Source organism: Lipingzhangella halophila (assembly GCF_014203805.1).
Classification (GTDB): domain Bacteria; phylum Actinomycetota; class Actinomycetes; order Streptosporangiales; family Streptosporangiaceae; genus Lipingzhangella; species Lipingzhangella halophila.
In genome coordinates this window covers 3,069,870-3,091,005 of sequence record NZ_JACHJT010000001.1, presented here as the reverse complement: position 1 = coordinate 3,091,005, position 21,136 = coordinate 3,069,870, and the positions used below count along the sequence as shown (strand labels likewise).

The 21,136-nt window shown below is 69.8% G+C and carries 22 protein-coding genes; 11 read left to right on the top strand and 11 right to left on the bottom strand.

What is annotated here, in order from left to right; genetic code table 11:
• Nucleotides 1-80 precede the first annotated feature (80 nt).
• Nucleotides 81-380: a WhiB family transcriptional regulator gene (locus F4561_RS14335; RefSeq protein WP_258862676.1), complete on the bottom strand. Its 300-nt coding sequence runs from the start codon at nucleotides 378-380 to the stop codon at nucleotides 81-83.
• Nucleotides 381-873: 493 nt separating this feature from the next.
• Nucleotides 874-1,524 carry an MBL fold metallo-hydrolase gene (locus tag F4561_RS14330; RefSeq protein WP_184579347.1) on the bottom strand — a complete coding sequence of 217 codons (651 nt, stop codon included), beginning with the start codon at nucleotides 1,522-1,524 and terminating at the stop codon, nucleotides 874-876.
• 276 nt (nucleotides 1,525-1,800) lie between these two features.
• Between F4561_RS14330 and F4561_RS14325 the strand changes: the two genes are divergently transcribed.
• The 6 genes from F4561_RS14325 (at nucleotide 1,801) to F4561_RS14300 (ending at nucleotide 8,444) form a co-directional block, all read left to right on the top strand.
• Nucleotides 1,801-2,208 carry a YccF domain-containing protein gene (locus F4561_RS14325; RefSeq protein ID WP_184579345.1) on the top strand — a complete coding sequence of 136 codons (408 nt, stop codon included), beginning with the start codon at nucleotides 1,801-1,803 and terminating at the stop codon, nucleotides 2,206-2,208.
• Between the two features lie 118 nt (nucleotides 2,209-2,326).
• On the top strand, nucleotides 2,327-3,598 hold the full coding sequence (locus F4561_RS14320; protein WP_184579343.1) for an AI-2E family transporter: 1,272 nt from the start codon (nucleotides 2,327-2,329) through the stop codon (nucleotides 3,596-3,598).
• A gap of 214 nt (nucleotides 3,599-3,812) precedes the next feature.
• Nucleotides 3,813-5,414, top strand: coding sequence for an ABC-F family ATP-binding cassette domain-containing protein (locus tag F4561_RS14315; RefSeq protein WP_184579341.1), 1,602 nt, complete (start codon nucleotides 3,813-3,815; stop codon nucleotides 5,412-5,414).
• Between the two features lie 196 nt (nucleotides 5,415-5,610).
• Nucleotides 5,611-5,817 (top strand): helix-turn-helix domain-containing protein, encoded by a 207-nt coding sequence (locus F4561_RS14310; protein ID WP_184579339.1) that lies wholly within the window; start codon nucleotides 5,611-5,613, stop codon nucleotides 5,815-5,817.
• Between the two features lie 129 nt (nucleotides 5,818-5,946).
• Nucleotides 5,947-6,762, top strand: a complete 816-nt coding sequence (locus F4561_RS14305) for an enoyl-CoA hydratase/isomerase family protein (protein WP_184579337.1) — start codon at nucleotides 5,947-5,949, stop codon at nucleotides 6,760-6,762.
• A 275-nt stretch (nucleotides 6,763-7,037) separates the two neighbouring features.
• Complete coding sequence (locus F4561_RS14300; protein WP_184579335.1) at nucleotides 7,038-8,444, top strand: DEAD/DEAH box helicase; 1,407 nt, start codon at nucleotides 7,038-7,040, stop codon at nucleotides 8,442-8,444.
• A gap of 54 nt (nucleotides 8,445-8,498) precedes the next feature.
• Here F4561_RS14300 and F4561_RS14295 read toward each other — a convergent pair whose 3' ends face one another.
• Nucleotides 8,499-8,852 carry a hypothetical protein gene (locus F4561_RS14295; protein ID WP_184579333.1) on the bottom strand — a complete coding sequence of 118 codons (354 nt, stop codon included), beginning with the start codon at nucleotides 8,850-8,852 and terminating at the stop codon, nucleotides 8,499-8,501.
• Nucleotides 8,853-9,077: 225 nt separating this feature from the next.
• Here F4561_RS14295 and F4561_RS14290 point away from each other — a divergent pair, with 225 nt between their 5' ends.
• The gene (locus F4561_RS14290; protein WP_184579331.1) at nucleotides 9,078-10,151 is read left to right on the top strand and encodes a permease; all 1,074 of its coding nucleotides are present in this window, start codon (nucleotides 9,078-9,080) and stop codon (nucleotides 10,149-10,151) included.
• Complete coding sequence (locus F4561_RS14285) at nucleotides 10,148-10,900, top strand: TIGR03943 family putative permease subunit (protein ID WP_184579329.1); 753 nt, start codon at nucleotides 10,148-10,150, stop codon at nucleotides 10,898-10,900. Before F4561_RS14290 ends, F4561_RS14285 begins: the two co-directional genes overlap by 4 nt.
• A 61-nt stretch (nucleotides 10,901-10,961) precedes the next feature.
• Here F4561_RS14285 and F4561_RS14280 read toward each other — a convergent pair whose 3' ends face one another.
• The 4 genes from F4561_RS14280 to F4561_RS14265 form a co-directional block, all read right to left on the bottom strand.
• Nucleotides 10,962-11,369: an SSI family serine proteinase inhibitor gene (locus F4561_RS14280; protein ID WP_184579327.1), complete on the bottom strand. Its 408-nt coding sequence runs from the start codon at nucleotides 11,367-11,369 to the stop codon at nucleotides 10,962-10,964.
• Nucleotides 11,370-11,472: 103 nt separating this feature from the next.
• Nucleotides 11,473-11,871 (bottom strand): SSI family serine proteinase inhibitor, encoded by a 399-nt coding sequence (locus F4561_RS14275; protein ID WP_184579326.1) that lies wholly within the window; start codon nucleotides 11,869-11,871, stop codon nucleotides 11,473-11,475.
• Between the two features lie 254 nt (nucleotides 11,872-12,125).
• Nucleotides 12,126-12,503 carry an Mth938-like domain-containing protein gene (locus tag F4561_RS14270; RefSeq protein WP_184579324.1) on the bottom strand — a complete coding sequence of 126 codons (378 nt, stop codon included), beginning with the start codon at nucleotides 12,501-12,503 and terminating at the stop codon, nucleotides 12,126-12,128.
• 97 nt (nucleotides 12,504-12,600) lie between these two features.
• The gene (locus F4561_RS14265; RefSeq protein WP_184579322.1) at nucleotides 12,601-13,353 is read right to left on the bottom strand and encodes a hypothetical protein; all 753 of its coding nucleotides are present in this window, start codon (nucleotides 13,351-13,353) and stop codon (nucleotides 12,601-12,603) included.
• A 413-nt stretch (nucleotides 13,354-13,766) separates the two neighbouring features.
• Between F4561_RS14265 and panD the strand changes: the two genes are divergently transcribed.
• The gene (gene panD, locus F4561_RS14260) at nucleotides 13,767-14,198 is read left to right on the top strand and encodes an aspartate 1-decarboxylase (RefSeq protein ID WP_184579320.1); all 432 of its coding nucleotides are present in this window, start codon (nucleotides 13,767-13,769) and stop codon (nucleotides 14,196-14,198) included.
• Nucleotides 14,199-14,273: 75 nt separating this feature from the next.
• Nucleotides 14,274-14,510 (top strand): hypothetical protein, encoded by a 237-nt coding sequence (locus tag F4561_RS14255; protein ID WP_184579318.1) that lies wholly within the window; start codon nucleotides 14,274-14,276, stop codon nucleotides 14,508-14,510.
• A gap of 89 nt (nucleotides 14,511-14,599) precedes the next feature.
• Here the strand turns inward: F4561_RS14255 and F4561_RS14250 are convergent, their stop codons facing one another.
• Nucleotides 14,600-15,466 (bottom strand): (2Fe-2S)-binding protein, encoded by an 867-nt coding sequence (locus tag F4561_RS14250; protein ID WP_184579316.1) that lies wholly within the window; start codon nucleotides 15,464-15,466, stop codon nucleotides 14,600-14,602.
• A gap of 255 nt (nucleotides 15,467-15,721) precedes the next feature.
• The gene (locus tag F4561_RS14245) at nucleotides 15,722-16,456 is read right to left on the bottom strand and encodes a DUF2306 domain-containing protein (RefSeq protein ID WP_184579314.1); all 735 of its coding nucleotides are present in this window, start codon (nucleotides 16,454-16,456) and stop codon (nucleotides 15,722-15,724) included.
• A 233-nt stretch (nucleotides 16,457-16,689) separates the two neighbouring features.
• Between F4561_RS14245 and F4561_RS14240 the strand changes: the two genes are divergently transcribed.
• Nucleotides 16,690-17,535, top strand: a complete 846-nt coding sequence (locus F4561_RS14240) for a TetR/AcrR family transcriptional regulator (RefSeq protein ID WP_184579312.1) — start codon at nucleotides 16,690-16,692, stop codon at nucleotides 17,533-17,535.
• Nucleotides 17,536-17,545: 10 nt separating this feature from the next.
• Here F4561_RS14240 and F4561_RS14235 read toward each other — a convergent pair whose 3' ends face one another.
• Together F4561_RS14235 and F4561_RS14230 are read right to left on the bottom strand one after the other, a co-directional pair.
• The gene (locus F4561_RS14235) at nucleotides 17,546-18,724 is read right to left on the bottom strand and encodes a JmjC domain-containing protein (protein WP_184579310.1); all 1,179 of its coding nucleotides are present in this window, start codon (nucleotides 18,722-18,724) and stop codon (nucleotides 17,546-17,548) included.
• 268 nt (nucleotides 18,725-18,992) lie between these two features.
• On the bottom strand, nucleotides 18,993-21,086 hold the full coding sequence (locus tag F4561_RS14230) for a prolyl oligopeptidase family serine peptidase (RefSeq protein ID WP_184579308.1): 2,094 nt from the start codon (nucleotides 21,084-21,086) through the stop codon (nucleotides 18,993-18,995).
• Nucleotides 21,087-21,136: the final 50 nt, after the last annotated feature.

The window sequence follows — 21,136 nt, the reverse complement described above, 5'->3', positions numbered from 1 at the left end:
ACGGGGATGGGTGACGGTGTGTAAGCCACGGGCGGCGACCGTGGCCAAACGCCGCGAGCTCGCCGGGGCGTGCGGGCGACCTAGGCCGCGTTCGCGCGGCGCATGCGGCGCCTGCGCTCGGAGGCGCGCTCGTCCTCATTCAGGCCACCCCACGTTCCGTACTTCTCGGGACGCGAAATCGCGTAATCGAGGCACTCGGTACGGACCGGGCACTGGGCACAGATCTCCTTGGCCTTGCGTTCGCGAATCTCCCGCTCCGGCTGGCGCTCGCCATCCGGGCCGAAGAAAAGCACAAGGTCTTCGCCCCGGCACGCGGCGGCATCCTGCCACCCCCAGCTCGGGCGGGGGCGCAGCGCGGCCTGCCGACGTACCTGAGACATGGTTGAACCACCTCTACTAAATCGCTAGTAAGCTACTGGTAAGCAAGGTCAGACATAACTGGTTTAAGCAGCGTGAGTCGCCCCGCACGACGGAACGCCATGCGGTGCTTCGGTGTTCCCCGGTGTGGCTTAGACCACTGCGGCGCAGATCCGCCGAAGTCGGCGGGCGCTCACGCGATCGGTCGCGGAGGCGGTGACGCTCTCCCTGCGAGCCGGTACGTAATCATGCCATCCCCGATCCCGCTCACGCACGGGGGTCGGGAAAATACTCGCTCAACCGTTATCGAAACCTGATACCGACCAACCGATCCCTGGTTGCGTGTCCGATTTCGTTGGTTTTCGCGCGCTTCTGGCCGCTACGAACAAGCTCAAACAATGATATGGCGCTTTTTCGGCGTTGCCTAGGGGCAACGTCCTGATACCCGGGTCACATTCCGGTCTATACCAAACGCGTCGCCCCCTCCGATCGCGAACGGTCCGCCTCCCGCCTGGGTCAGACGTCGCGTCCCTCGCCCGAGAGCAGTCGGGAGTAGTCGACTGTGGGCAGGGTGACCTCGAAGTTCTTGGCGTAGACAGTCGCGCCGTTCTCGTTGAGCAGGCCGTCGTGCACGGCGATCGCGCTCTCGGGACGGACGGCGCGCGCGAAGTCGATCACTTCGGACACCTTTGACCACGGCGCCTGGATCGGCAGGAGCAGCGTGCCGACCGGGTCCTCCGGGATGGTGAACGCGTCACCGGGATGGAAGAGCGTGGCGCCGGCGGCCGAGACCCGGAACCCGACGTTGTTGATGACCGGAAGGTCCGGGTGGATCACTGCGTGCCGCTCGCCGTAGACATCCACGTCGAACCCGGCCATGCGTACCGCGTCGCCCTGCGTGACCTCGACTACCTCGGCTCCCTGCTCGCGAAGCTCGCCGAGCTGGCTCGCGACCGCCGGGTGCGCGTGGATCCGCACGCCCCGGCGGGACTTCGCGGCCACGCGAAGCCGCTCCAGGTCGAGATGGTCGGGGTGCTCGTGCGTAACGGCGATCGCGTCGGCCCCCTGGGCGGCGTCGTGCTCGCTGAACCCCCCGGGATCGATTACCAGGGTCGAGCCCTCGTGTTCCAGGCGCACACAGGAATGTCCGAGTTTGGTCAGCCGCACGGTCGCAGTTCCTCGTCTCCCCGGTGGTCGTCTGTGGCCGGGCGCGAACGCCCCCACCGTGCCGTTAGTACGAGAGACTAACCACGGCCCCCGGCTTCGACACCATCGGAGCGGTCCCGATTCCGGTGGAATGTGGCACTCCCCTAGGTGGTGAGTCAGGGGCCCGCGGCGGGAACCGATCACGTAACGGCCTCGTCGTAGCCAGTAACCGCGCCGTCCGGCGCACCGCAGCGCGGAGCCGCGCCGCGCCCCCAATGAAAAGGGAAGCGAACCACCGTGGAACTACTGCGACTTCTCCTGAACGTGATCTGGCTGGTCGTGGCTGGCTTCTGGCTCGCGCTCGGATACGTCCTGGCCGGGATCATCTGCTGCGTCCTCGTCGTCACGTTCCCCTTCGGTATAGCGTCCTTCCGCATGGCCAACTACGCCTTGTGGCCCTTCGGGCGCGAACTGGCCCGCAAGTCGGGGGCGGGCGAGGGCAGCACCGTGCTCAACGTGATCTGGCTGATCGTCGCCGGGTGGTGGCTGACCATCGGGCACATCACCACAGCGGTGGGTCTCGCGGTGACCATCATCGGACTTCCCCTGGCATGGGCGTCGCTGAAGATGATCCCCGTGGCGCTGGCCCCGTTCGGGAATGAGATCGTGCACAGCGACCGGCCTCGGCAGCCGTGGAGCTTCTAGCAGCCCCGGCGTTCCGGGGCTCCGGAGCGGTCAGCGTGCCCGTTGCGGGTATGGCACCGCTGAGAGTAACCAGTAATCTATACCGTCCGGACAGGACGGCGACGAATAAGGGGCCGACGTGCAGGTGAGGCGACCCTGGTTGTGGTCGTTGGGCAAAATCTGGGGCGGTGTGCGCAACCGCGCCACCCCCAGCTCCGAAGAGCCGGCCTCGGACCCGGAACCGGCCCAGGAAGACGAGGCGGGAGCCGGCGACCTGCTGCGCCAGGTGAGCGATGTCTGCTGGCGCATCCTGGTCATCGGCGTCGTGGTCGGGCTGCTGCTCTGGGGCCTGAGCTACATTCGTGTGGTCGCGCTGCCGGTCGTCCTTGCGATCTTCCTCACCGCCCTCCTCATGCCGCCAACGGCGTGGATGCGGCGGCACGGCGTGTCCCGCGGCCTGTCCACAGCGATCACGATGGTGAGTGCGCTCGCCCTCCTGAGCGGCGTCGTGACGCTGATCGTGCAACCGGCCATACAGGGTTTCGGTGGCCTGGTGTTCAGTATTGGCGAGGCCATCGGCAGCCTGCAGACGCTGTTCCGCTCGCTCGGGCTCGACCCGCAGCTGGTCGACGAGGCCATGAACAACGCCCAGGACGAGGTGCAGCGGTTCCTGGCCGAGGACAGCGACCAGTTGCTGACCGGCGCGTGGGCGGCCGGCGCCGCGGTGCTGGAGGTCCTGACCGGCATCATCCTGGTCCTGGTGCTGACGGTCTACTTCGTGCACTCCGGTGACCGGCTCGTCGAGTGGATCACGACCCTGTTCCCCGCGAAGTCGCGGCGTCCGATGCGGGCCGCCGGGGAGGTCGCCTACGGGGTTATGGGGCGCTATGTGCGCGGTGTCGCGCTGGTCGGGTTCTTCGACGCCGTGGGCATCGGCGCCGCGCTGATCTTCCTGATCGACACCAACCTCGCGATCCCGCTGATCGTGCTGACCTTCATCGGCGCCTTCCTCCCCGTCATCGGCGCGTTCGTGACCGGGCTGCTGGCGGCGCTGGTCGCCTTCGTGACCCAGGGATGGCCCGTCGCGCTCGTGGTCGTCGGTGTGGTGCTGGTCGTGCAGCAGTTGGAGAGTAACCTGTTCGCTCCCCGGGTCTACGGCAAGGCGCTGGAGCTGCCGTCGGCCATTGTGCTGCTGGCCATCGCTGTGGGGCTCATCGTCGCCGGGGTTCCCGGCATGTTCCTGGCGGTTCCGGTCGTGGCCGTTCTGGCGGCGCTGCTGCGCAACCGCCAACTGATCCCGTCGGGAGAAGAGCAGCCCGTCCCCGGCAAGGCCAAGGAGGCCAAGGAGGAACCCCCCGCACGCGTGCCGGCCGCCGAGAGCGGCGATCGGCCTTCGGTCACCGGCAACTGATCCGGACCCGGAACCCGGGTCCGGCAGCGGCTCTCGTGCTGTGTCCCGAGGCCCGGGGCCTCCGGGCGGGTGCGCCGCGGACAGTGCGGCACCGGATACGCTGGACCGAGTGCGCGTTCCCCCGGGTTGATCTCCGCTCGTCTGGCTCCCGCCGCGCGGACCGGGTCGCGACCGACCGCGCCTGTGCACGCTCTTCCGCGAGAAAGACGCCTTCATGCTGATCGCCTCTGACGTTGAACTGCGCGTGGGCCCCAGGATGCTCCTGGAGCCCACGTCCTTCCGTGTGGGCGCCGGCGACCGCATCGGACTGGTCGGTCGCAACGGCGCGGGCAAGACCACCCTGACCAGAGTTCTGGCGGGCGAGCAGGGCCCCGACTCCGGGACGGTCAACACCTCGGGCAGCGTCGGCTACCTGCCCCAGGACCCGCGTACGGGCGACCTCGACGTGATCGCGCGCGACCGGGTGCTGTCGGCGCGCGGCATCGACGACGTGCTGCAGCGGTTGCACCGCGCCGAGAAGGACATGGCCAGTGACGACCCCAAGACCCGGGACAAGGGAGTGCGCGGCTACGCCCGTTACGACGAGAAGCTGCACGCCCTCGGGGGGTACGCCGCCGAAGCCGAAGCGTCCTCGATCGCCGCCAGCCTGGGCCTTGCCGACAGCGTGCTCTCCCAGCCGCTACGCACGCTCTCCGGCGGCCAGCGCCGCCGGATCGAACTGGCGCGCATCCTGTTCAGCGGCGCCGACACGCTGCTGCTCGACGAGCCCACCAACCACCTCGACGGCGACTCCATCATCTGGCTGCGCGACTTCCTCAAGTCGCACCAGGGCGGACTCGTCGTCATCAGCCACGACGTCGAGTTGGTCGAGCACGTTGTGAACAAGGTGTTCTACCTGGACGCCGACCGCTGCGTCATCGACATCTACAACATGGGCTGGCAGGCCTACCTGGAACAGCGCGCGGCCGACGAACGCCGGCGCAAGCGGGAGCAGGCCAACGCCGAGAAGCAGGCCACCGCTCTGCACAAGCAGGCGGACCGCTTCCGGGCCAAGGCCACCAAGGCAAAGGCCGCCAAGCAGATGCAGAGCCGCGCCGAGAAGATCCTCGACTCCGTGCAGGGCCAGCGCAAGGTGGAACGGGTCGCGAAGCTGCGCTTTCCCGACCCCGCGCCCAGCGGGCGGACCCCCCTCACAGCCAACGGGCTGTCGAAGTCCTACGGCTCACTGGAGATCTTCTCCGGCGTCGACCTGGCGATCGACCGCGGCAGCAGGGTGGTCATCCTGGGGCTGAACGGCGCCGGGAAGACCACCCTGCTGCGGCTGCTGGGCGGGATCGAGGCGCCCGATACCGGCGAGGTCGTTCCGGGGCACGGGTTGCGGCTGGGCTACTACGCCCAGGAACACGAGACCCTCGATGTCGGGCGCTCTGTGCTGGAGAACATGATGGCGGCCGCGCCCGACCTGCCCGAGGTGGAGGCGCGCCGCACTCTTGGCTCCTTTCTGTTCACCGGCGACGACGTGGACAAGCCGGCGGGCGTGCTCTCCGGCGGCGAAAAGACCCGGCTCGCGCTCGCCACGCTCGTAGTGTCCAGCGCGAACGTGCTGCTCCTCGACGAGCCGACCAACAACCTGGACCCGGCGAGCCGCGAGGAGATCCTCGGCGCGCTGCGCAACTACAAGGGAGCCATCGTGCTGGTCACACACGACGAGGGTGCGGTCGAGGCGCTACAGCCGGAGCGGGTCATCCTGCTCCCCGACGGTGTCGAGGACATCTGGGACGTCGAGCAGTTCGCCGATCTGATCGCTCTCGCGTGACACCGCGCCCCGCCGATGGCGCGCGGGCGGGGTTGAGGTTGACGGCCGGTGTCTTTCGGGCGTCCTTCTGTGCTGTCCGAAACGGGAATGTGCGGTCGGCGCAGCTCCGGGTCACTCTCGGTGGGTAGCCAGTAGGGGCCTCATGGCTGATCATGGGCAGCGATGTCGTTGTGATCACCGAGAGCAAGGAGGCACCGTGGCGGAGACCCTGAGAAAGGGAACCCGTGTGACGGGGACCGAACGTGCGGAACTCGCCGATGAGCTGAAGAGACGTTACGACAGCGGGGAGAGCATCCGCTCGCTGGCGGCCTCGACCGGACGCTCCTACGGATTCGTGCATCGCCTGCTCACGGAGGCCGGAGTTACGTTGCGTGGTCGAGGCGGAGCCACCCGGCGCTCGTGAGCCGGCCTCGCTCGCGGGGCGCGGAGTACGGGCCCGCGGCGGCGCGGACGGCGTTTGCGGTTAGTCTGGGCGGCCGAAGCGAAGCAGGCCGATCGTTCGGCCAGCGTGCGCGGACAACCGGAGGTGAGCGTGGCCGATACAACAACGCCGACCGAGGAGGAACTGGCGGCTGCCGGGGTGCGCCTGGATATCGCGGGCGCCGTCGCGACCGTCAGCCTGGCCCGTCCCGAGCGCCGCAACGCCATGACGGGACGGACCTGGACGGCGTTGGCCCATGTTGGCCAGTCGTTGCCGGAATCCGTCCGAATTGTCGTGGTCAAGGGCGATGGTCCATCGTTCTCCGCGGGCATCGACCTCGCGATGTTCACGCCCGAGGGCGTCGAGGGCGAGAGGTCACTCATGCGCGATCTCCGCGATGGCGCGCCCGACCACGCTGCGCTCGCCGATACCATCGCCGGCTACCAAGCGGGATTCCTGTGGCTACGCAGGCCCGGCATCGTGTCCATCGCGGCGGTCCAGGGCCACGCGATCGGAGCCGGATTCCAGCTCGCTCTCTCCTGCGACATGCGCATCCTGGCCGACGACGCCCGGTTGTGCATGAAGGAGCCCGCGCTCGGTCTGGTTCCCGACCTCACCGGAACCAAGCCGCTGGTGGAGATCGTCGGCGCGAGCCGCGCGATGGAGCTCTGCCTGACCGCGCGCGAAGTCTCGGCCGAGGAGGCCCGCGATCTGCGGTTGGCCGAGGCGGTGGTGGAGGGAACCGCTCTGGACGAGACGGTGGACGACCTCGTCGCCGGCCTGCTGGACACCCCCGCTGAGGCCGCCGCCGCCACGAAGAAGCTGCTTCGCCAGGCGCCGGACAACACCCTCGAAGAGCAGGCGAAAGCGGAACGCGAGGCACAGGTCGAGCGGCTCGCCGCGCTTGCCCGCAACGAGAGGGACTGAGCCGGTTCGACCGCCTACGCAGCGTGGTGAGTGCGGGATCACCGGCGATTCGCCGGTCCGGCGTGCCCGTCACGCCCGGCTGTCTAGTACGCTGCGTACGGCGGTCAACTCGTGCTGCGCGCATCGGGCGCGCCGGGCCGCCCGGCGCCGGGGTGAGCATATTCGTCCCCCGTGTCGCGTTTTTCCGGCGCGTTTGTGTGATTTCTCCGCGTGGCCCGAATGGTCTCGGAGCCTTCCTCGAAACGCCGCCGAACGATGAGGAAGGTTTACGTCACTTGACGGACAATGCTGCATGCCCGCAGTTCGCTGATCTCGGGCTTCCCGGGAAGATCGTCGAGCAACTGGAGCAGAACGGCGTGACCACGCCGTTCCCGATCCAGACCGCGACGATCCCGGACGCGCTCGCGGGCCGCGATGTCCTCGGCTGCGGTCGGACCGGTTCCGGTAAGACTCTCGCTTTCGGGCTCCCCCTGCTACTGCGCGCCGGTGCGTCGCGCGCCGCCTCGCGGCGCCCCAAAGGGCTGGTGCTGGTCCCCACCCGCGAGCTGGCCCAACAGGTCCGCGATGCCCTGATGCCCTACGCCCGGACCCTGGGCGCCCGCGTCGGCGACGTCGTCGGCGGAAGTTCCTACACCCGGCAGATCAACGAGCTGCGCCGCGGGGTCGAGGTCCTGGTCGCCACGCCGGGGCGCCTCACCGACCTCATCGAGCAGGGCGCCTGCGATCTGGGCGACGTTGAGCTCTCCGTGATCGACGAGGCCGACCAGATGTGCGACATGGGTTTCATGCCGCAGGTGAGCGCGCTTCTCAACCAGGTCGGGTCCGGCGGGCAGAAGCTGCTCTTCTCGGCCACCCTGGATGGTGACGTCGACACCCTGGTGCGGCGCTACATGAACGAGCCGGAGACGCACTCGGTCGACCCGCCGGTCTCGCACGTCACCACAATGGAGCACCACATGCTGAAGGTGCTGCCGCGGGACAAGAACCAGGTCGTCACCGAGATCGCGGCGCGCGACGGCCGCACCCTCCTGTTCGTGCGCAGCAAGCACCGCGCCGACACCATCAGCGACCAGTTGGTCAACGCCGGTGTGCCCTGTGCCGCGCTGCACGGCGGCAAGAGCCAGAGCGTGCGCACCCGGACCCTCGCCAAGTTCCGCGAGGGACGCATCCACACGCTGGTCGCCACCGACGTGGCGGCGCGCGGGATCCACGTGGACGGCATCGACCTCGTGGTCAACGTGGACCTGCCGACCGGGCACAAGGAGTACCTGCACCGCGGCGGACGCACAGCGCGGGCCGGCGAGTCCGGTCGCGTGGTCTCGCTCGTGGCGCCCAACCAGCGCCGCATGGCGCGCAAGCTGCTCAGCGATGCCGGCGTACAGGTCAAGCAGCACCTGGTGAACCCGGGCGACGAGGCCCTGACAGAGGTCACCGGCGCCCGCGAGCCGTCGTGGGAGCCCTGGGTGGAGCCGCCGGAGCCGCAGTCGCAGAAGCGTGGCCGGGGCGGACCGCGGCAGCGTCGCAGCGGCCCCGCCGGCCGCCCGCGTGGCGACCGCCGGCCGTCCGGCGAGCGCGAGCAACGAGGCGAGCAGGGACGTGACGGGCGCCGGTTCGATGGCGAGCGCCGCAGCGGGGGCCGCAAGCCCCAGCGCGGCGGCCGTCAGCAAACGCCCAGGTCCTGATCCTCGCTGCCGGATGCGCCGCCCGGCCGCGCAATGGCGTGGTCCGGCGGCGCGTCACCCGGTCGGACCGTCCCCGTCCTCGGGGGCGGAGTCCGCAGCGTCCGCGGAGGTGGCCCGCCGCCGGGACAACGGCCCGTGGGTCTCCTCTGCGGTCACGCGCGGGGCGTCCAGCACGACGTCGGCCATGATCCCGGTGGCCAGGGCGGCGATCCCGGCGATCACGAAGGCCGCGGTGCCGCCGGCGACCAGCGTCCACGAAGGGCCCAGTGTCAGGCCGGCGCCGGCGATGGTGAACCCGGCGACCATGACGACCACCCACAGCCAGGACTGCCAGCGGCCCGCATGACTCCCGCCGTGTTCGCCCCCGGCGGGAGTGTCGCGGGAGTCGCGTGAGCCATGTGTCGCCATACGGGGCCTCCCCGCTCACCCGCTTTCCCCGGTGCGCCCGTGGGAAACTCCTGCTCGACGGTAGGTGTGCGCGGAGCGGGCGCAGCTCGCGCGGCGGCACGGCCGTTCCCGGGCGGACCGGTTAGGTAGTTGTCCGGTTGCCCACCGTCGATCGATGGGCTGAAAGGGTTCGTAGGTCCAGGTAGGATACTTCGGAACCCACTAGCTCTGACGAGGGATACCTACGTGTCTGGACAGCCGGCGGGCTCCGCCTCCTCGGCGCGCCCCTCCCTTGGCGACTCCCTTGCCAGCGATTTCGAGGACGGTGAGGACGAGCTTCCCCCGCCTGAATGGGGGCGGCGGCGCGCGCGGCGCCGCACGGCGACCGTGTGGGTGTTCGCCCTGTTGATCGCGTTCATGGCGTACGCCCACTCGTGGTACACCGACGACCTCACCAACGAGGCGTTCCTGGCCTGGGCCACCATCTTCACCGCGATCTGCCTGCAGGCGATGCCGTTCCTGGTGTTCGGTGTCGCGCTGTCGGCCGCGTTGACAGCATTCGTCCCGGCCTCGGTCTACCGGCGCATCATCCCCACGCGGGCCGGTGCCGCCGTACCGGCCGCCGGCGCGGCCGGCGGGGTGCTTCCCGGCTGCGAGTGCGCGTCCGTGCCCCTCGCTAGCGGGCTGATCCGACGCGGTGTGCCCCCCTCTGCGGCGCTCACCTTCCTGCTGTCGGCCCCCGCGATCAACCCCGTCGTGCTCGTCGCGACGGGGGTGGCGTTCGCCGACCAGCTGGAGATGGTGTTGGCCCGGCTGCTGGCGTCGTTCGGCGCGGCCGTGGTGGTCGGCTGGATCTGGGCGCGCTTCGGCAAGACCAACTGGCTGCGCATGCGCGACCAGCACCACGATCCGGACGCGCCCAAGTGGGTCGTGTTCCGCGACTCCATGCTGCACGACCTGATGCACGCGGGCGGGTACCTCGTCGTGGGAGCGGCGGCCGCCGGCACCCTCAACGTCGTCGTACCGCGCGAATGGATCATCACCGTTGCCGATCTGCCCGTAATCTCCGCGCTGGTCATGGCGGCCCTCGCGATCCTGCTGTCGATCTGCTCCGAGGCCGACGCGTTTGTCGCCGCCAGCCTCACCGACTTCTCGCCCACGGCCATGCTCGCCTTCATGGTCGTGGGACCGATGCTGGACCTGAAGCTCATCGCGCTGCAGGCCGGGACGTTCGGTTGGCGCTTCGTCTGCCGCTTCGCCCCACTGACCCTTGGGATGGCACTCGTGTTCACCTTCGTCATCGGAGGACTGCTGCTGTGAACCGGATCGCGCAAGGACTGGTGACCCTCCTGCTGGGTGCGGCCGTGCTCGGCAGCACCGTCTTTTCCGACCTCTACCTCAACTACGTCAAGGCACTGTTCCAACCGTTCCTCATCCTCACCGGCCTGATGCTGGTCGTGCTCGGGGGCTGGATCGTCGCGTCCGACGTGCGGGCGAGCCTGCGCGAGGACGGCGGCGACGCGGGTCCCGCGGACACCGCCGGAGACGAGCCGCACGGCCATGACCATTCCCGCGCGCCGCGGGTGGCGTGGCTGCTGGTCCTCCCGGTGATCTCGGTTTTCGTCATCGCCCCGCCCGCGCTGGGCGCGTACTCCGCGGCCGAGACGACCGCGACCTCGGCCGGTGACACCGAGGGCGACAGCAACTTCGACGAGCTGGACGACAGTTCCGGCCCGATCGAGATGGAGGTGCAGGACTTCGTCTCGCGGGCCTGGACCGACGAGGAGCGTTCGATGTCCGGGCGCGAGATCGAGCTGACCGGTTTCGCGGTACCCAATTCCGAAGGCGAGGGGTGGTACCTCGCCCGGCTGCAGATGGCCTGCTGCGCCGCTGACGCGGTGGTCAACCGAGTGCTGATCACCGACGAGCCGGAACCCGAGAAGGACAGTTGGTGGACCGTGCGCGGCACCTGGGACGAGCCCGAGGGCGACATAGCCGAAGTCCGGGACCACCGGTTCACGGTTGAGGAGATGACCGAGGTCGAGAACCCGCCGGACCCCTACGAGTAGCCGCTGGGACGGATCCCGGTTCCCGGGGGCGGTCTCCGGTGCGCCGCCGCGGCGGGACCCATCACGTGCTCACCTCCACTCGCGGGTACAGGTCGAGCACGCCGCCGCTCTCCCGCGCGGCGAGGCACGGGTTGTCGTAGGTGTGCCGGAAGCGCACGGGCTCGCCGAGCCAGTGCCCGGTGGCCTCGGCCCGGGTCGGGCGGTACTCCATGGTGCACGGCTCGGCCATCGACGGGAGTTCGGCGAGGTGACCGTGTGCCTGGCGCAGCGCCTCACAGGCCATCTCGGACCGGGGGTGGCTGCCACCGTTCGGTGCGCAGGTGAGGGTCGCCTCCACGGGGTTGGTGCCGCCGTGCGCCTCGACCGCCAGGTGCAGCGCGGCGCGGGGCGCCTGCTGTGCGTGCGCAGCCGGCGCCACGAGCAGCAGCCCGGCGCTCACCGCGACCAGTACCGGGCGAAGGACCGACATCGTTCGCCGCATCCGAATGCCCCCTCGCGAGCGGCATGCCCGTGATCGGACGGGCCGGAAACCGGTTCGGGCCGGGTTTCGCGGCCAGAGCGGCGCGGCCGCGCTAGAAGTCGAAGACGCCGTTCGTCTGGTCCGCCGCGAGACAGGAATTGCCGAACGTCTGCTCGTAGTTGACCGGTTCGCCGCGCCAGTGCCCCTTGGCTGTGGCGGTCACCGGCCGGTACACCAGGGTGCAGACTCCCTCCCTGGCCGGCAGGTCGGCGAACTTCCCGCCGGCTTCGTCCAGCGTCGCGCACGCCTCCTCGGCGCGGGGATGGGTGCCCCCGCTGGGGAAGCAGACCAGATACGTCGCCGATGGTTCGGCGCCCTCGCCGTTACCGGTGACCGACAGGTGCACCCGGGCGCTGTTGGGAGCGTCCGATGCCAGCGCGCTCGGTGCGCCCGTTGCGGGCCCCAAGGCGCCCGTCGCCAGTGCCGTGAGGGCAATCGCTGCCTTGCGCATGGTGCCTCCAGTGCCGGATGGCCAACTAGCTACACCATGTCATTAAACACGTACTGGCAGTGATGTACACGCGCTTTCCGGGATTTGGTCCTGGCCCGTGCCTGCCGGCGTGTCGGGACGTGGTACCGCCACGCGCTGCCGGTGGACGCGGGGCCGGATCGTGTCTGGCCGACCCCGGTCGTGGACCGCTTCTCGCTCCCGTGCCGTGACGGCGCAGGGGAGCGGGGCGAGCGGGGCCGGGCTCCTCGCGCGGGTCAGCAGGTCGAGTGGAACAGCCCGCCGACCGGCTCTGTCGCGGCCAGTTCGTTGTAGATGCGTACCGCCTCGGTTGTCTCGGCGACGTGCACCCTGATGTCCCGTTCGGCGAGGTAGGCCAGGGTCGAATCGGGCACCTGGAGCTGGAGCTGCATTCCCCGGGAGAGGACGATGGTCCTGGCACCGTGGTCCAGTAGCTCCGCGACGTCGGCGGTACCGATGCCCGGATGGTGCTGGGTTCCGGTTTCCGACCAGTCCCATTCCCGGCCGCCGCCGGGGAAGAGCTTGAAATCCTTCCCCGGAGCCAGACCCTCGACCTCCATGTGGCCCCAGGAGAGGGACCGGATCAGCGGTGCGGGTGCGATGTCGTCCGGCATGGATGTCCCTCCGTTGCACGATCGTCCCTCTGCCCTGCGTGTCCGACGCTGCCGCGCCGCTCGGCGGGGTGCCGGCTACCGGGGGAGTGGGCCGGGCTCAGGGCGCCAGCCCGCGCGCGATCACCTCGGAGCTCAGTTTCCGCGAGACCTCGCCGACGTCGCCGACGTGGCCCTTGTGACCGGTGCGATCGCGCAGCTCGGCACGCACAGCGTTGAGCACGGGCTCGCTGCGCAGCGCGTCGGCGAGTGCCGCGGGCGCCAGGGCCTCGCGCCAGGCGTGCAGCTCAGCGAGGCGACCGTGCTGCACCGCCTCCTTGGTCAGGTGGAACAGCATGTCCACGGCTGCCGCGGGATCTTCCTCGTCGAGCAGGTCGACGTCGAGGATCCGTTGGGTGTTCGACGCCTCGCCGTCGCCCAGGTGGTACACCTGCCACACGCGGCCGTTCGTGAGGACCACCCAGTCGACGCCCTCGTCGACGGCTTGCGTGCGCGCTTGGCGCAGGTTGCGGGTGTCAAGGTTCTGGCCAGACGGCTTGACCTCGACAAAAGCGAAGAGTTCGTTGTCGATGAGAATTCCGTAGTCGACCGATCCGCCGGACGTACGGTATTCCGTGGTCAGCTCCCCGTACTTGCTGAAGTTCAGGGCGTAGTTCAGAAAGTCGGCGACCAGGATCTGGATGTCGCCTTCGTTCGCCTCGCGTTCCACGAGGTCGGCCAGGGGAGCCGAGAAGCGGTCCACGGCGGCGAACAGCCGCTCGCGGGTCTCGACCTCCCACTGTGGGGCGGAGTCCGCGGGGGTGGTGCCGAACTCATCGGTCCTGGGCAAGATCTGGGTCGCGTCCGGATCCATTTATTGTCTGATATCCGTTTCTAGGGAAATTCCGGTCCGCGGGCGGACTCCTGCGAATAAGCGCGGTCGGGGAAAACGATAACTCTTTGGCCTGGAACAGCGCAAAACCGGCCGGCGCACCACGATTCGGTACTCCGGCGGGACTTCGGGCGGCCAGGAGCCGCTTAGCAGGACCGCGCGGAGCGTCCCCGGTGGCCTTTGGTGTTCCCGGCGATTCCTGCCGGAGCGGCATCGCGCACACCGGCACGCGTGTGCCCGCACGCGGGGACCGGGAACAGCGCCTCGCCGGACCGCGTTGGACCGTTGGCGGCCCCCCGGACGCCGTGGTCATCGGCGGGGACGCCATCATGGGACATTCACGGGACCCCCGGGGCCTGTAGACATCTTGTGCATCGCGAAACGAGGAACTGAGCGTGCAGCGCACCCTGATTAACTCGAAGATCCACCGCGCCACGGTGACCCAGGCCGACCTGCACTACGTCGGCTCGATCACGATCGACGCCGACCTGATGCGAGCGGCCGATCTCGTTGACGGCGAACAGGTGCACGTCGTCGACATCAGCAACGGCAGCCGCCTGGTGACCTACGCCATCACCGGAGAGCCCGGCAGCGGCGTGATCGGGATCAACGGTGCCGCCGCCCACCTTGTGAGCCCCGGCGACCTGGTCATCATCATGGGCTACGCGCTGGTCGACGACGCCGAGCGCGCGCGGCACGTCCCGCACATCGTGCACGTGGACTCCGCGAACCGTATCGTCGAGCTGGGCGATGACCCGGCCGAACCGGTGCCCGGATCCCACCTGAGCTCTGGTGCGGGCGAGACCCGCGTCCGCGCGCGGACCTGACCCACCGAGTGGCGGGTTTTTGGCCACATTCGGACCGGTCCGACAGGAGCCGCAGCGGGTAGGGCACCACCCGTCATGGCGGCATATGAGGACGATGCGGAACGGCGTCGGTTGGCCGCGTACATCCAGTGGCAGAAACAGGACGCGTGGCTCGTGGTGTGGGGCCCCTACACACGCCGGTTCTGGGCGTACGCGCGCTGGCCGCTGCCACCCGGCGGCGCGGTCGTCGCGGGCCCCGATGCCGACACGCTCTACGCCGAGATGCGCCGTGTCGAGCGCGAGTACGGATTCCTGCGATGGCGCTACGGCTGACGCCCGGTCACGCTCGGCTCAGGCGAGCGTGACCGGGCGCGAGGTGTGTCCTCTGCGCGGTATTACGCCGCGCGCGGGGCGGCGGGGGCTCACGGGGCCAGGGTGGGGTCGCGCAGCCACTCCTGGAACTCCTCGTGCCGATCGGAGTCGGACTTGAGCGGGCAGGTCACGCAGAAGCCGTGTTCCGGGTCGGCCTTGTAGTCGAAGCAGCAGGTACCGCGAACCGCCCACGTGCCGCGCGGGTGCTCCTCGCTGAACGGGAAGATCCGCGGCCGGGTTCGGGTGCGGGCGCCGGCCTCGATCAGCGCGTCGCCGAGCCGGCTCGCGCGGTTCCAGGCCGCCTCGGCGTCGTGGCCGAGGAACCGGGCCGGGTTGAGCATGTAGAAGTGCAGGATGTCGAGCACCCACCCCCACAGGGTGCGCGCGCCCACGCGGGTGTGCCGCGCGACGCCGTCGATGATGGGAGAGAAGGCGTGCACCATGCGCTCCGCGGCCAGCGTCTCCATCGCGGCCTCGCTGGCCACGACGACGGTGTCGGGATGGTCGGCGGCGGGGTCGTCGGGCAGCACCGCCATCTGGCCGCTGGTCACCGTGGGAGGGCCGAAGCTGCCGTCGGACAGCGACGGGAACCAGAGGTGCTCGCGGGCGAGCAGGGGAGCGCGGCCGGTCAGGTAGAGCCCGGCCGAGACCAGGAAGATCGGCTCGCGCAGCAGCGCGCGCAGGAACCGTGTGGAGTTCGGCAGCGTGTGGCCGGGGCCGTGCTGCGCGGTGTACCGGTCGAAGAGCACGGCGACGTCGCCTTCGGCGGCCATCAGGTCGGTGCGGTACCAGGTCTCGGTTCCGTGGCGCGCGGGCACCGACCGGAAACCGGCGGTACGGATGTCGGGCAGGGGCGCGAAGTGCAGGGGAGCACAGGCGTCAACCACCGTTTGCAGTGGATGCTCCGTCAAGGCCATGTGCACCGATCAACCTTCCTACGCCAGAGTGCGTGCGCGGTTGGCCGCGGCACGGGAACACCTTTGCGATGTGAGTGTCCGGTGGCCCGGTTCACTCCTGGACACGAACCCTCGCATCTCGTTAGATAAGGCTACCCTAATGATGATCGGGTGGGCAAAGACGCCCCTGGTGTATCGCGGTGCACGGCCCGGTTCGCGGGTGGCGGGCCGGAATCTCCATGGCGTGCACCACGCGAAACCCCTGCCCAGTGGGGTCTAGGTGACTGCTTTCCCGCTCCCTGGCCGGGCCCGGTACTGGAGCCACCACTCGGCGATGAGCAGGTTCACGACCCAGGCCACCCAGAACGAGGTGCCACCGGCAACGCGCATCATCAGGTCGTGGTCCCCTCCGTACTCCGTGTCCAGGCGCGGGGTCGCGATGAGCATGAAGACCCCCAACCACGCCCGTTCGGTCACGATGGCCAGAACCAGCGCGAAGCTGCGGATCATCCATTTGCGGTGCTCGCCGAACCGGCGTGCGCGGGCCATCCGGAAGCCGACCAAGGTGAAGACCAGCCACAGCGCCTCCATTGTGAAGGTCGCGGCCTTCATGGACATGCCGTGGACGCTCAGGTAGGTGATGATGAATCCGAAGAGAGTGGTGGGCACCACGCTGGCGACGTAGATCCGACCGCTGGTGCGGTGGACGGCCGGGTAGCTCCTGCGCAGCCACGGCCAGATCTGGAGGCAGCAGGTCACCAGTGCGATGCTGCCGAAGATGACGTGCACCGAGAGCGCCGGCATGTGCAGGGCGGAGCCCTCGCGCAGCTCCATCCGGGACTGGGCGGGGTCGAAGGTCAGGTAGGGGGGCACGGCGAAGAGGAGGAACGCCAGAATGATCGCGGCCAGGGGAATCATCCAGGGGCGGCGCCACCAGGGGGGCGTGCCTTGGCCACGGGCGTGCCGGTTCGTGCCGGTCTCGGGCGGTGGCTCCGCGGTGGGTGTGCTCATCTCGGTTCTCTCCGCAGTGGCGTGTCTGGTGGCGCGAGGGTGGGGCAACGGGTCTCGCCGCCCGTGGGGCCTGGCTCTCTGGTCATCCGGGGTCCGTGGGAAGCGCACGATCCCAAGGGCGGGAACGGTGGTATCCGATTAGCCAATAAACTGTTTAACCAACATACAGTTACGTTTATAAAATACACAGTTTTAGGGTGGGTGGCAACGGTAGTGATTCGACGGGTGGGACGATGACGACTGAGGACAGGCCACTGAGTACTCTCGAGCTGCTCTGGGGCAGCCGTGAGCGGCCGCGGCGCGGTCCCAGACCCAAGCTCACCGTGGAGCGGATCGTCGAGACGGCCGTGGAGGTCGCTGACGCCGAAGGGAGCGAGGCGCTGTCAATGCAGCGCGTCGCCAAGGAGTTCGGCTACACCACCATGTCGCTGTACCGCTATGTGCAGAGCAAGGAGCAGTTGCTGGAGCTCATGTTCGACGCGGGAAGCGGCCCTGTCCCGCCCGTCGACGAGAGTGTCAGCGGCTGGCGGGCGGAGATCGAGTGGTGGGTCCGCCAGCAGCAGCGCATCTACCAGCGGCATCCCTGGATGCTGCGGGTCGCGGTGAGCGGTCCTCCCCTGGGGCCCAACAACCTCGCCTGGATGGAGGCGGGGCTGCGGCCTCTCGTGCGTGCGGGGCTTGCGGGCTTCGACAGTGTCGAGGCGCTGATGTTCATCACCGGAGCCGTGCGCGAGATCTGCCGGATCGAGGACGACATGCGCCGGCAGATGGAGCAGCACGGCATCACCCAGCAGCAGATGGACGAGGGCTACGTGCAGGCACTGAAGTGGGTGGTCAACGTGCAGGCGCACCCCACTCTGGCGGGAATGCTGGAGCAGGGGGTGTTCGACGCCATGGAGCACCCGACGCTGGCGGGGTTTCCGCAGAACAGGAATGACGAGGACGCGGGCGGGCGCGCGGCAGGCGACGAGTTCGGGCAGGCCGGCCAGGGCGAGTTGGCGTTCGGGTTGCGGCGGCTGTTCGACGGTATCGAGCGCCACGTGGGCGAGCGCGCGGCAGGCCGACACGACACCGGGTAGCCGGCCGGGTTCAGCGCAGCATCACCAGGTGGTGCCGCACCAGGGCCTGGACCACCTGCGCGGTCGTTGGGATGTCGGTCCCCGACAGTTCGGCGAGGGCGGCCACCGTGGTGGTGCGCTCGTTGGCGATCGTGGCGAGAATCGGCTCGGCGACGGCGGGGAAGCGGAACCGCTTGCCCGACACGGTGAGCGAGACGTTCTCGTCGTCGCATTCCATCGGAGGAGTCAACAGCGGCACGAACTCCACCCGGGTCTCGGCGGTGGGTTCGGAGCCGTCCACCGCCCACGGCAGCGAGAACGCCTGACGGCGCGGGAACCGGGAGTCGCGTTCGGCCAGCAGCTCGTCGACGCCGTGCTGTTCAGCGAGGCCCACGAGCTCCCGGATGAGCGCCTCATGGTGCCGGAGGCGTTCCTCGCTTGAGGCGAACCGGGGCAGGTCCCGGCGGAGGACCTCGACGTCGTGCAGTTGCTCCAGCAGCGACCGCGCCCAGTCGATCCCCGTGGCGCGGGTGAACCCGAAAGTCAGGTGCATGCTGACGTCGCCGGTGCCCTTGACCGTGTGCCACCAGCCCCGCGGTACGTGCAGCACGTGCCCCGGGCGCAGCACGCCCTCCCACACGACGTCCTCGGGCGGCTCGTGGCTGTGGTCCGCGTCGACCTTCATCGGGTAGCGCCGGTTGCCCTGGCCGTGCACCTGCCACGACTTGGTTCCGGCGACCTGCACGATGAACGTGTCGTGGTCGTCCCAGTGGGTGTCGAAGCCGTGCGAGTCGCCCCAGATGAGGTAGAGGTTCGCCTGGGCGCGCTCGCGGACCAGGCGCATCAGGTCGTCGGCGGCGTCCCGGATGGGCGGGTGCAGCCGGTCGATCGCGTCCAGCACCAGGCTCGCGCCTTCGCGCAGCTCCCGGTACAGCGCGTCGGGCCGGATCACATTGCGCGAGGCGCGCGACGCCTCGCCGGTCTCCGTGTAGCGAGCGACGGGAACCGGAGCGCCCTTGTGGTGCAACCGGGCGCGCGGCGGCTCCAGCGCGCGGGTGGCGAGGATGTCACTGAGGTCCTCGAAGGTCAGCAGCGACCGCACGGCCGCCTCGCCGATATCGGCGAACACGACGTCCTCCGACAGCTTGGTGCTGAGCAGATCGTCACCGGTGGCCGCGCGCAGCGATTCGGTGAACAGGCGATCGGTCACGGTAACCGTTCCTCCACGGGCGCTGGTCGGAAAGTGTGGCGGGCATGGACCGCCGGGGCGGTCGCGCCCCGGCGGCCGGCGGTGGGTCGGATGGTTGCGGTTTGTTCGTTTCCTAGATGAAGTCGGAACTGGAGTCGGTTCCGTCGCTGTCGCCGCCCGCGGTCACGTCCCGCGAGGTGACCTCACCGAGGTCCTCGACCTCGACCTCAATCGGGTCCATCACACGTTCACCTCCCTTTCTGTGAAAGTAGGCCGACCCGGGGTGGTATCACCGCGGGTACAGCCCCGTTCGTGCGGCCGCGAACGCGTGCGCGTCGGCCGCCAGATCAATGGCCCGGGTGACCGCACGCGGTCCGTGGCCGACGTCGTACTCGTAGCGCAGCAGGACCGGCGCCCCGGCGCCGCGTAGGGCCGCGCACATCTTGCGCGGGTGCGCCGCATCGGTGCGGGTGTCGCCGTGGAACCCGGTGAGGAGCACAGCGGGGTAACGGCACGCGTGCCCGTCGAGGACGCGGTGGTAGGGGGAGTAGGCCAGCAGAGCGGCGAAGTCCTCGGGGTCGGAGACGGTGCCGAACTCCCGGGTCCACATCGGGCCCAGGCCCAGTTTCTCGAAGCGCGCCATGTCGGTCAGGGGAGCGGAGGCGATCACGGCCGCGCACAGGTCGGGGCGCTGGGCCGCGGCGGCGAGCACCAGCAGGCCGCCCGCCGAGCCGCCCGACAGGCAGAGCTGGCCGCGCGTGCAGTACCCGCCGGCGACGAGGGAGTCTCCCGCCGCGATGAGATCCCGCACCGCGCGGATCTTGTTCCGGCCCGCTCCACTGAGGTGCCACTCCCGGCCTCCGTCGCCGCCGCCGCGTACGTGCGCCACCGCGTAGCGCCCGCCGGCCAGGAGCCACGCCAGCACGGTCGCGCTGAAGCCGAACTGGCGGGGACGGCCGAACCCCCCGTAGGCGTGCAGGATGGTGGGTGCCGGCTCGTCCCACGGGTCGTGCGCCGACGCGAGCGAGAAGACGGTCACCGGAACCCGGGTTCCGTCGAGTGACCGGCAACGCGTGGTGTGCCGGCGCACCGCCGGCGGGTCCGGCGCCGCGGCTGGGTCCGTGTCTGCCGCTGTTTTCGTCTCTGGCCAGGGCCGCGGTTGGTGGTCGCCCGGCCGGTAGGCGAATACGCCCTGCTGGGTGGCGACGTCGGCGTAGTAGAGGTGGACGGACCCGTCGGAGTCGGCCTCCAGGTGGCTCACCATGCCCTCGCCGGGGAGGCCGATCCGGCGCAGTGTGCGGCCGTCGCGGGGGTCGTGCGCGGTGAGCTCGCTGACGCCGAGACGCGTCCGGGTGACGAGGAGCTCGGGGGCCCCGGCGGTCCCGCCCACAGTGAAGCCGTCCAGGGTCGCGCCGGAGTCCTCGGGGATGACCTCGCGCCAGTCGGCGGGCTCGGGCGTCGCGGGATCGGCCACGCAGATCCGGCGCCGCGGGGCGCCCAGGGTCGTGCGCAGGTAGAGCCGGCCGTCGGGGCTGAGCACCGGCTCGGACTCGGCGTCCTCGCCGACGTGTACGGCGGCCAGCGACGGACGCTCGGGAGACCCATCGGAGATGTCGGCGATCCAGAGGTCGGTGCGGTGGCCGGTGCCGTGGCTCTCCGACACCACCAGCCAGCGCTCGCCCAGCAACCGTACGCCCGGCACGGTGCGCGTAGCGGTGCACGCGTGCACCAGGGCGTCGGGCCGGTGCGGCCGCGCGTTGACCCGGTGCAGCCACACCCCGCGCCGGCCGTCGTGGTCGTCGCGCCGGACGTAGTAGAACGCGGCCTCCCCGGCGTCGCGGAGCCAGGCCACATTGGAGTAGCGGACACCCGGGACGGGTTCCTCAACCGGCAGACCGCTCGCGGTCGAGAGCACGCGCAGCTCGCCGCGCTCGGTTCCGCCCCTGGAGGTCTGCACCGCCACGTAGGAGCCATCGGGGCTCGGCTCCCAGGCGTCGAGCGTGGCCAGGCCGCTGGGATCGGTGGCGGGGTCGAACAGGACGCGTTCGCGGCCGTCGCGCAGGACCAGCAGGCGGGGATGCTCGGCGCCGGCGTCGCGCCGGGTGGCGAAGACAAGCGGGCCGCGCCGCACCGGCAGCGACCAGAGGTCGGCGCTGACGAGCTGGCGGATCCGGGTGGCGAGCCGTTCGCGGAGCGGCCACGTGGCCGCGGCGTCGCTGAACTCCCGGGACCGCTCGTCGAGCCACTTGCGGGTCGCGGTGGAACCGGGGTCCTCAAGCCAGCGGTACGGGTCGGGAACCGTCCGGCCGTGCAGGGTGTCCACGACCGACACGGGAGCACCGCGGTCGCCGGGCCGGGCGAGGTCCTGGCGCGAGAAGGCCATGCTCACCTGGGACTCGGGGGTCTAGGGGCAGGGGGACTCGTGAAGCCGCA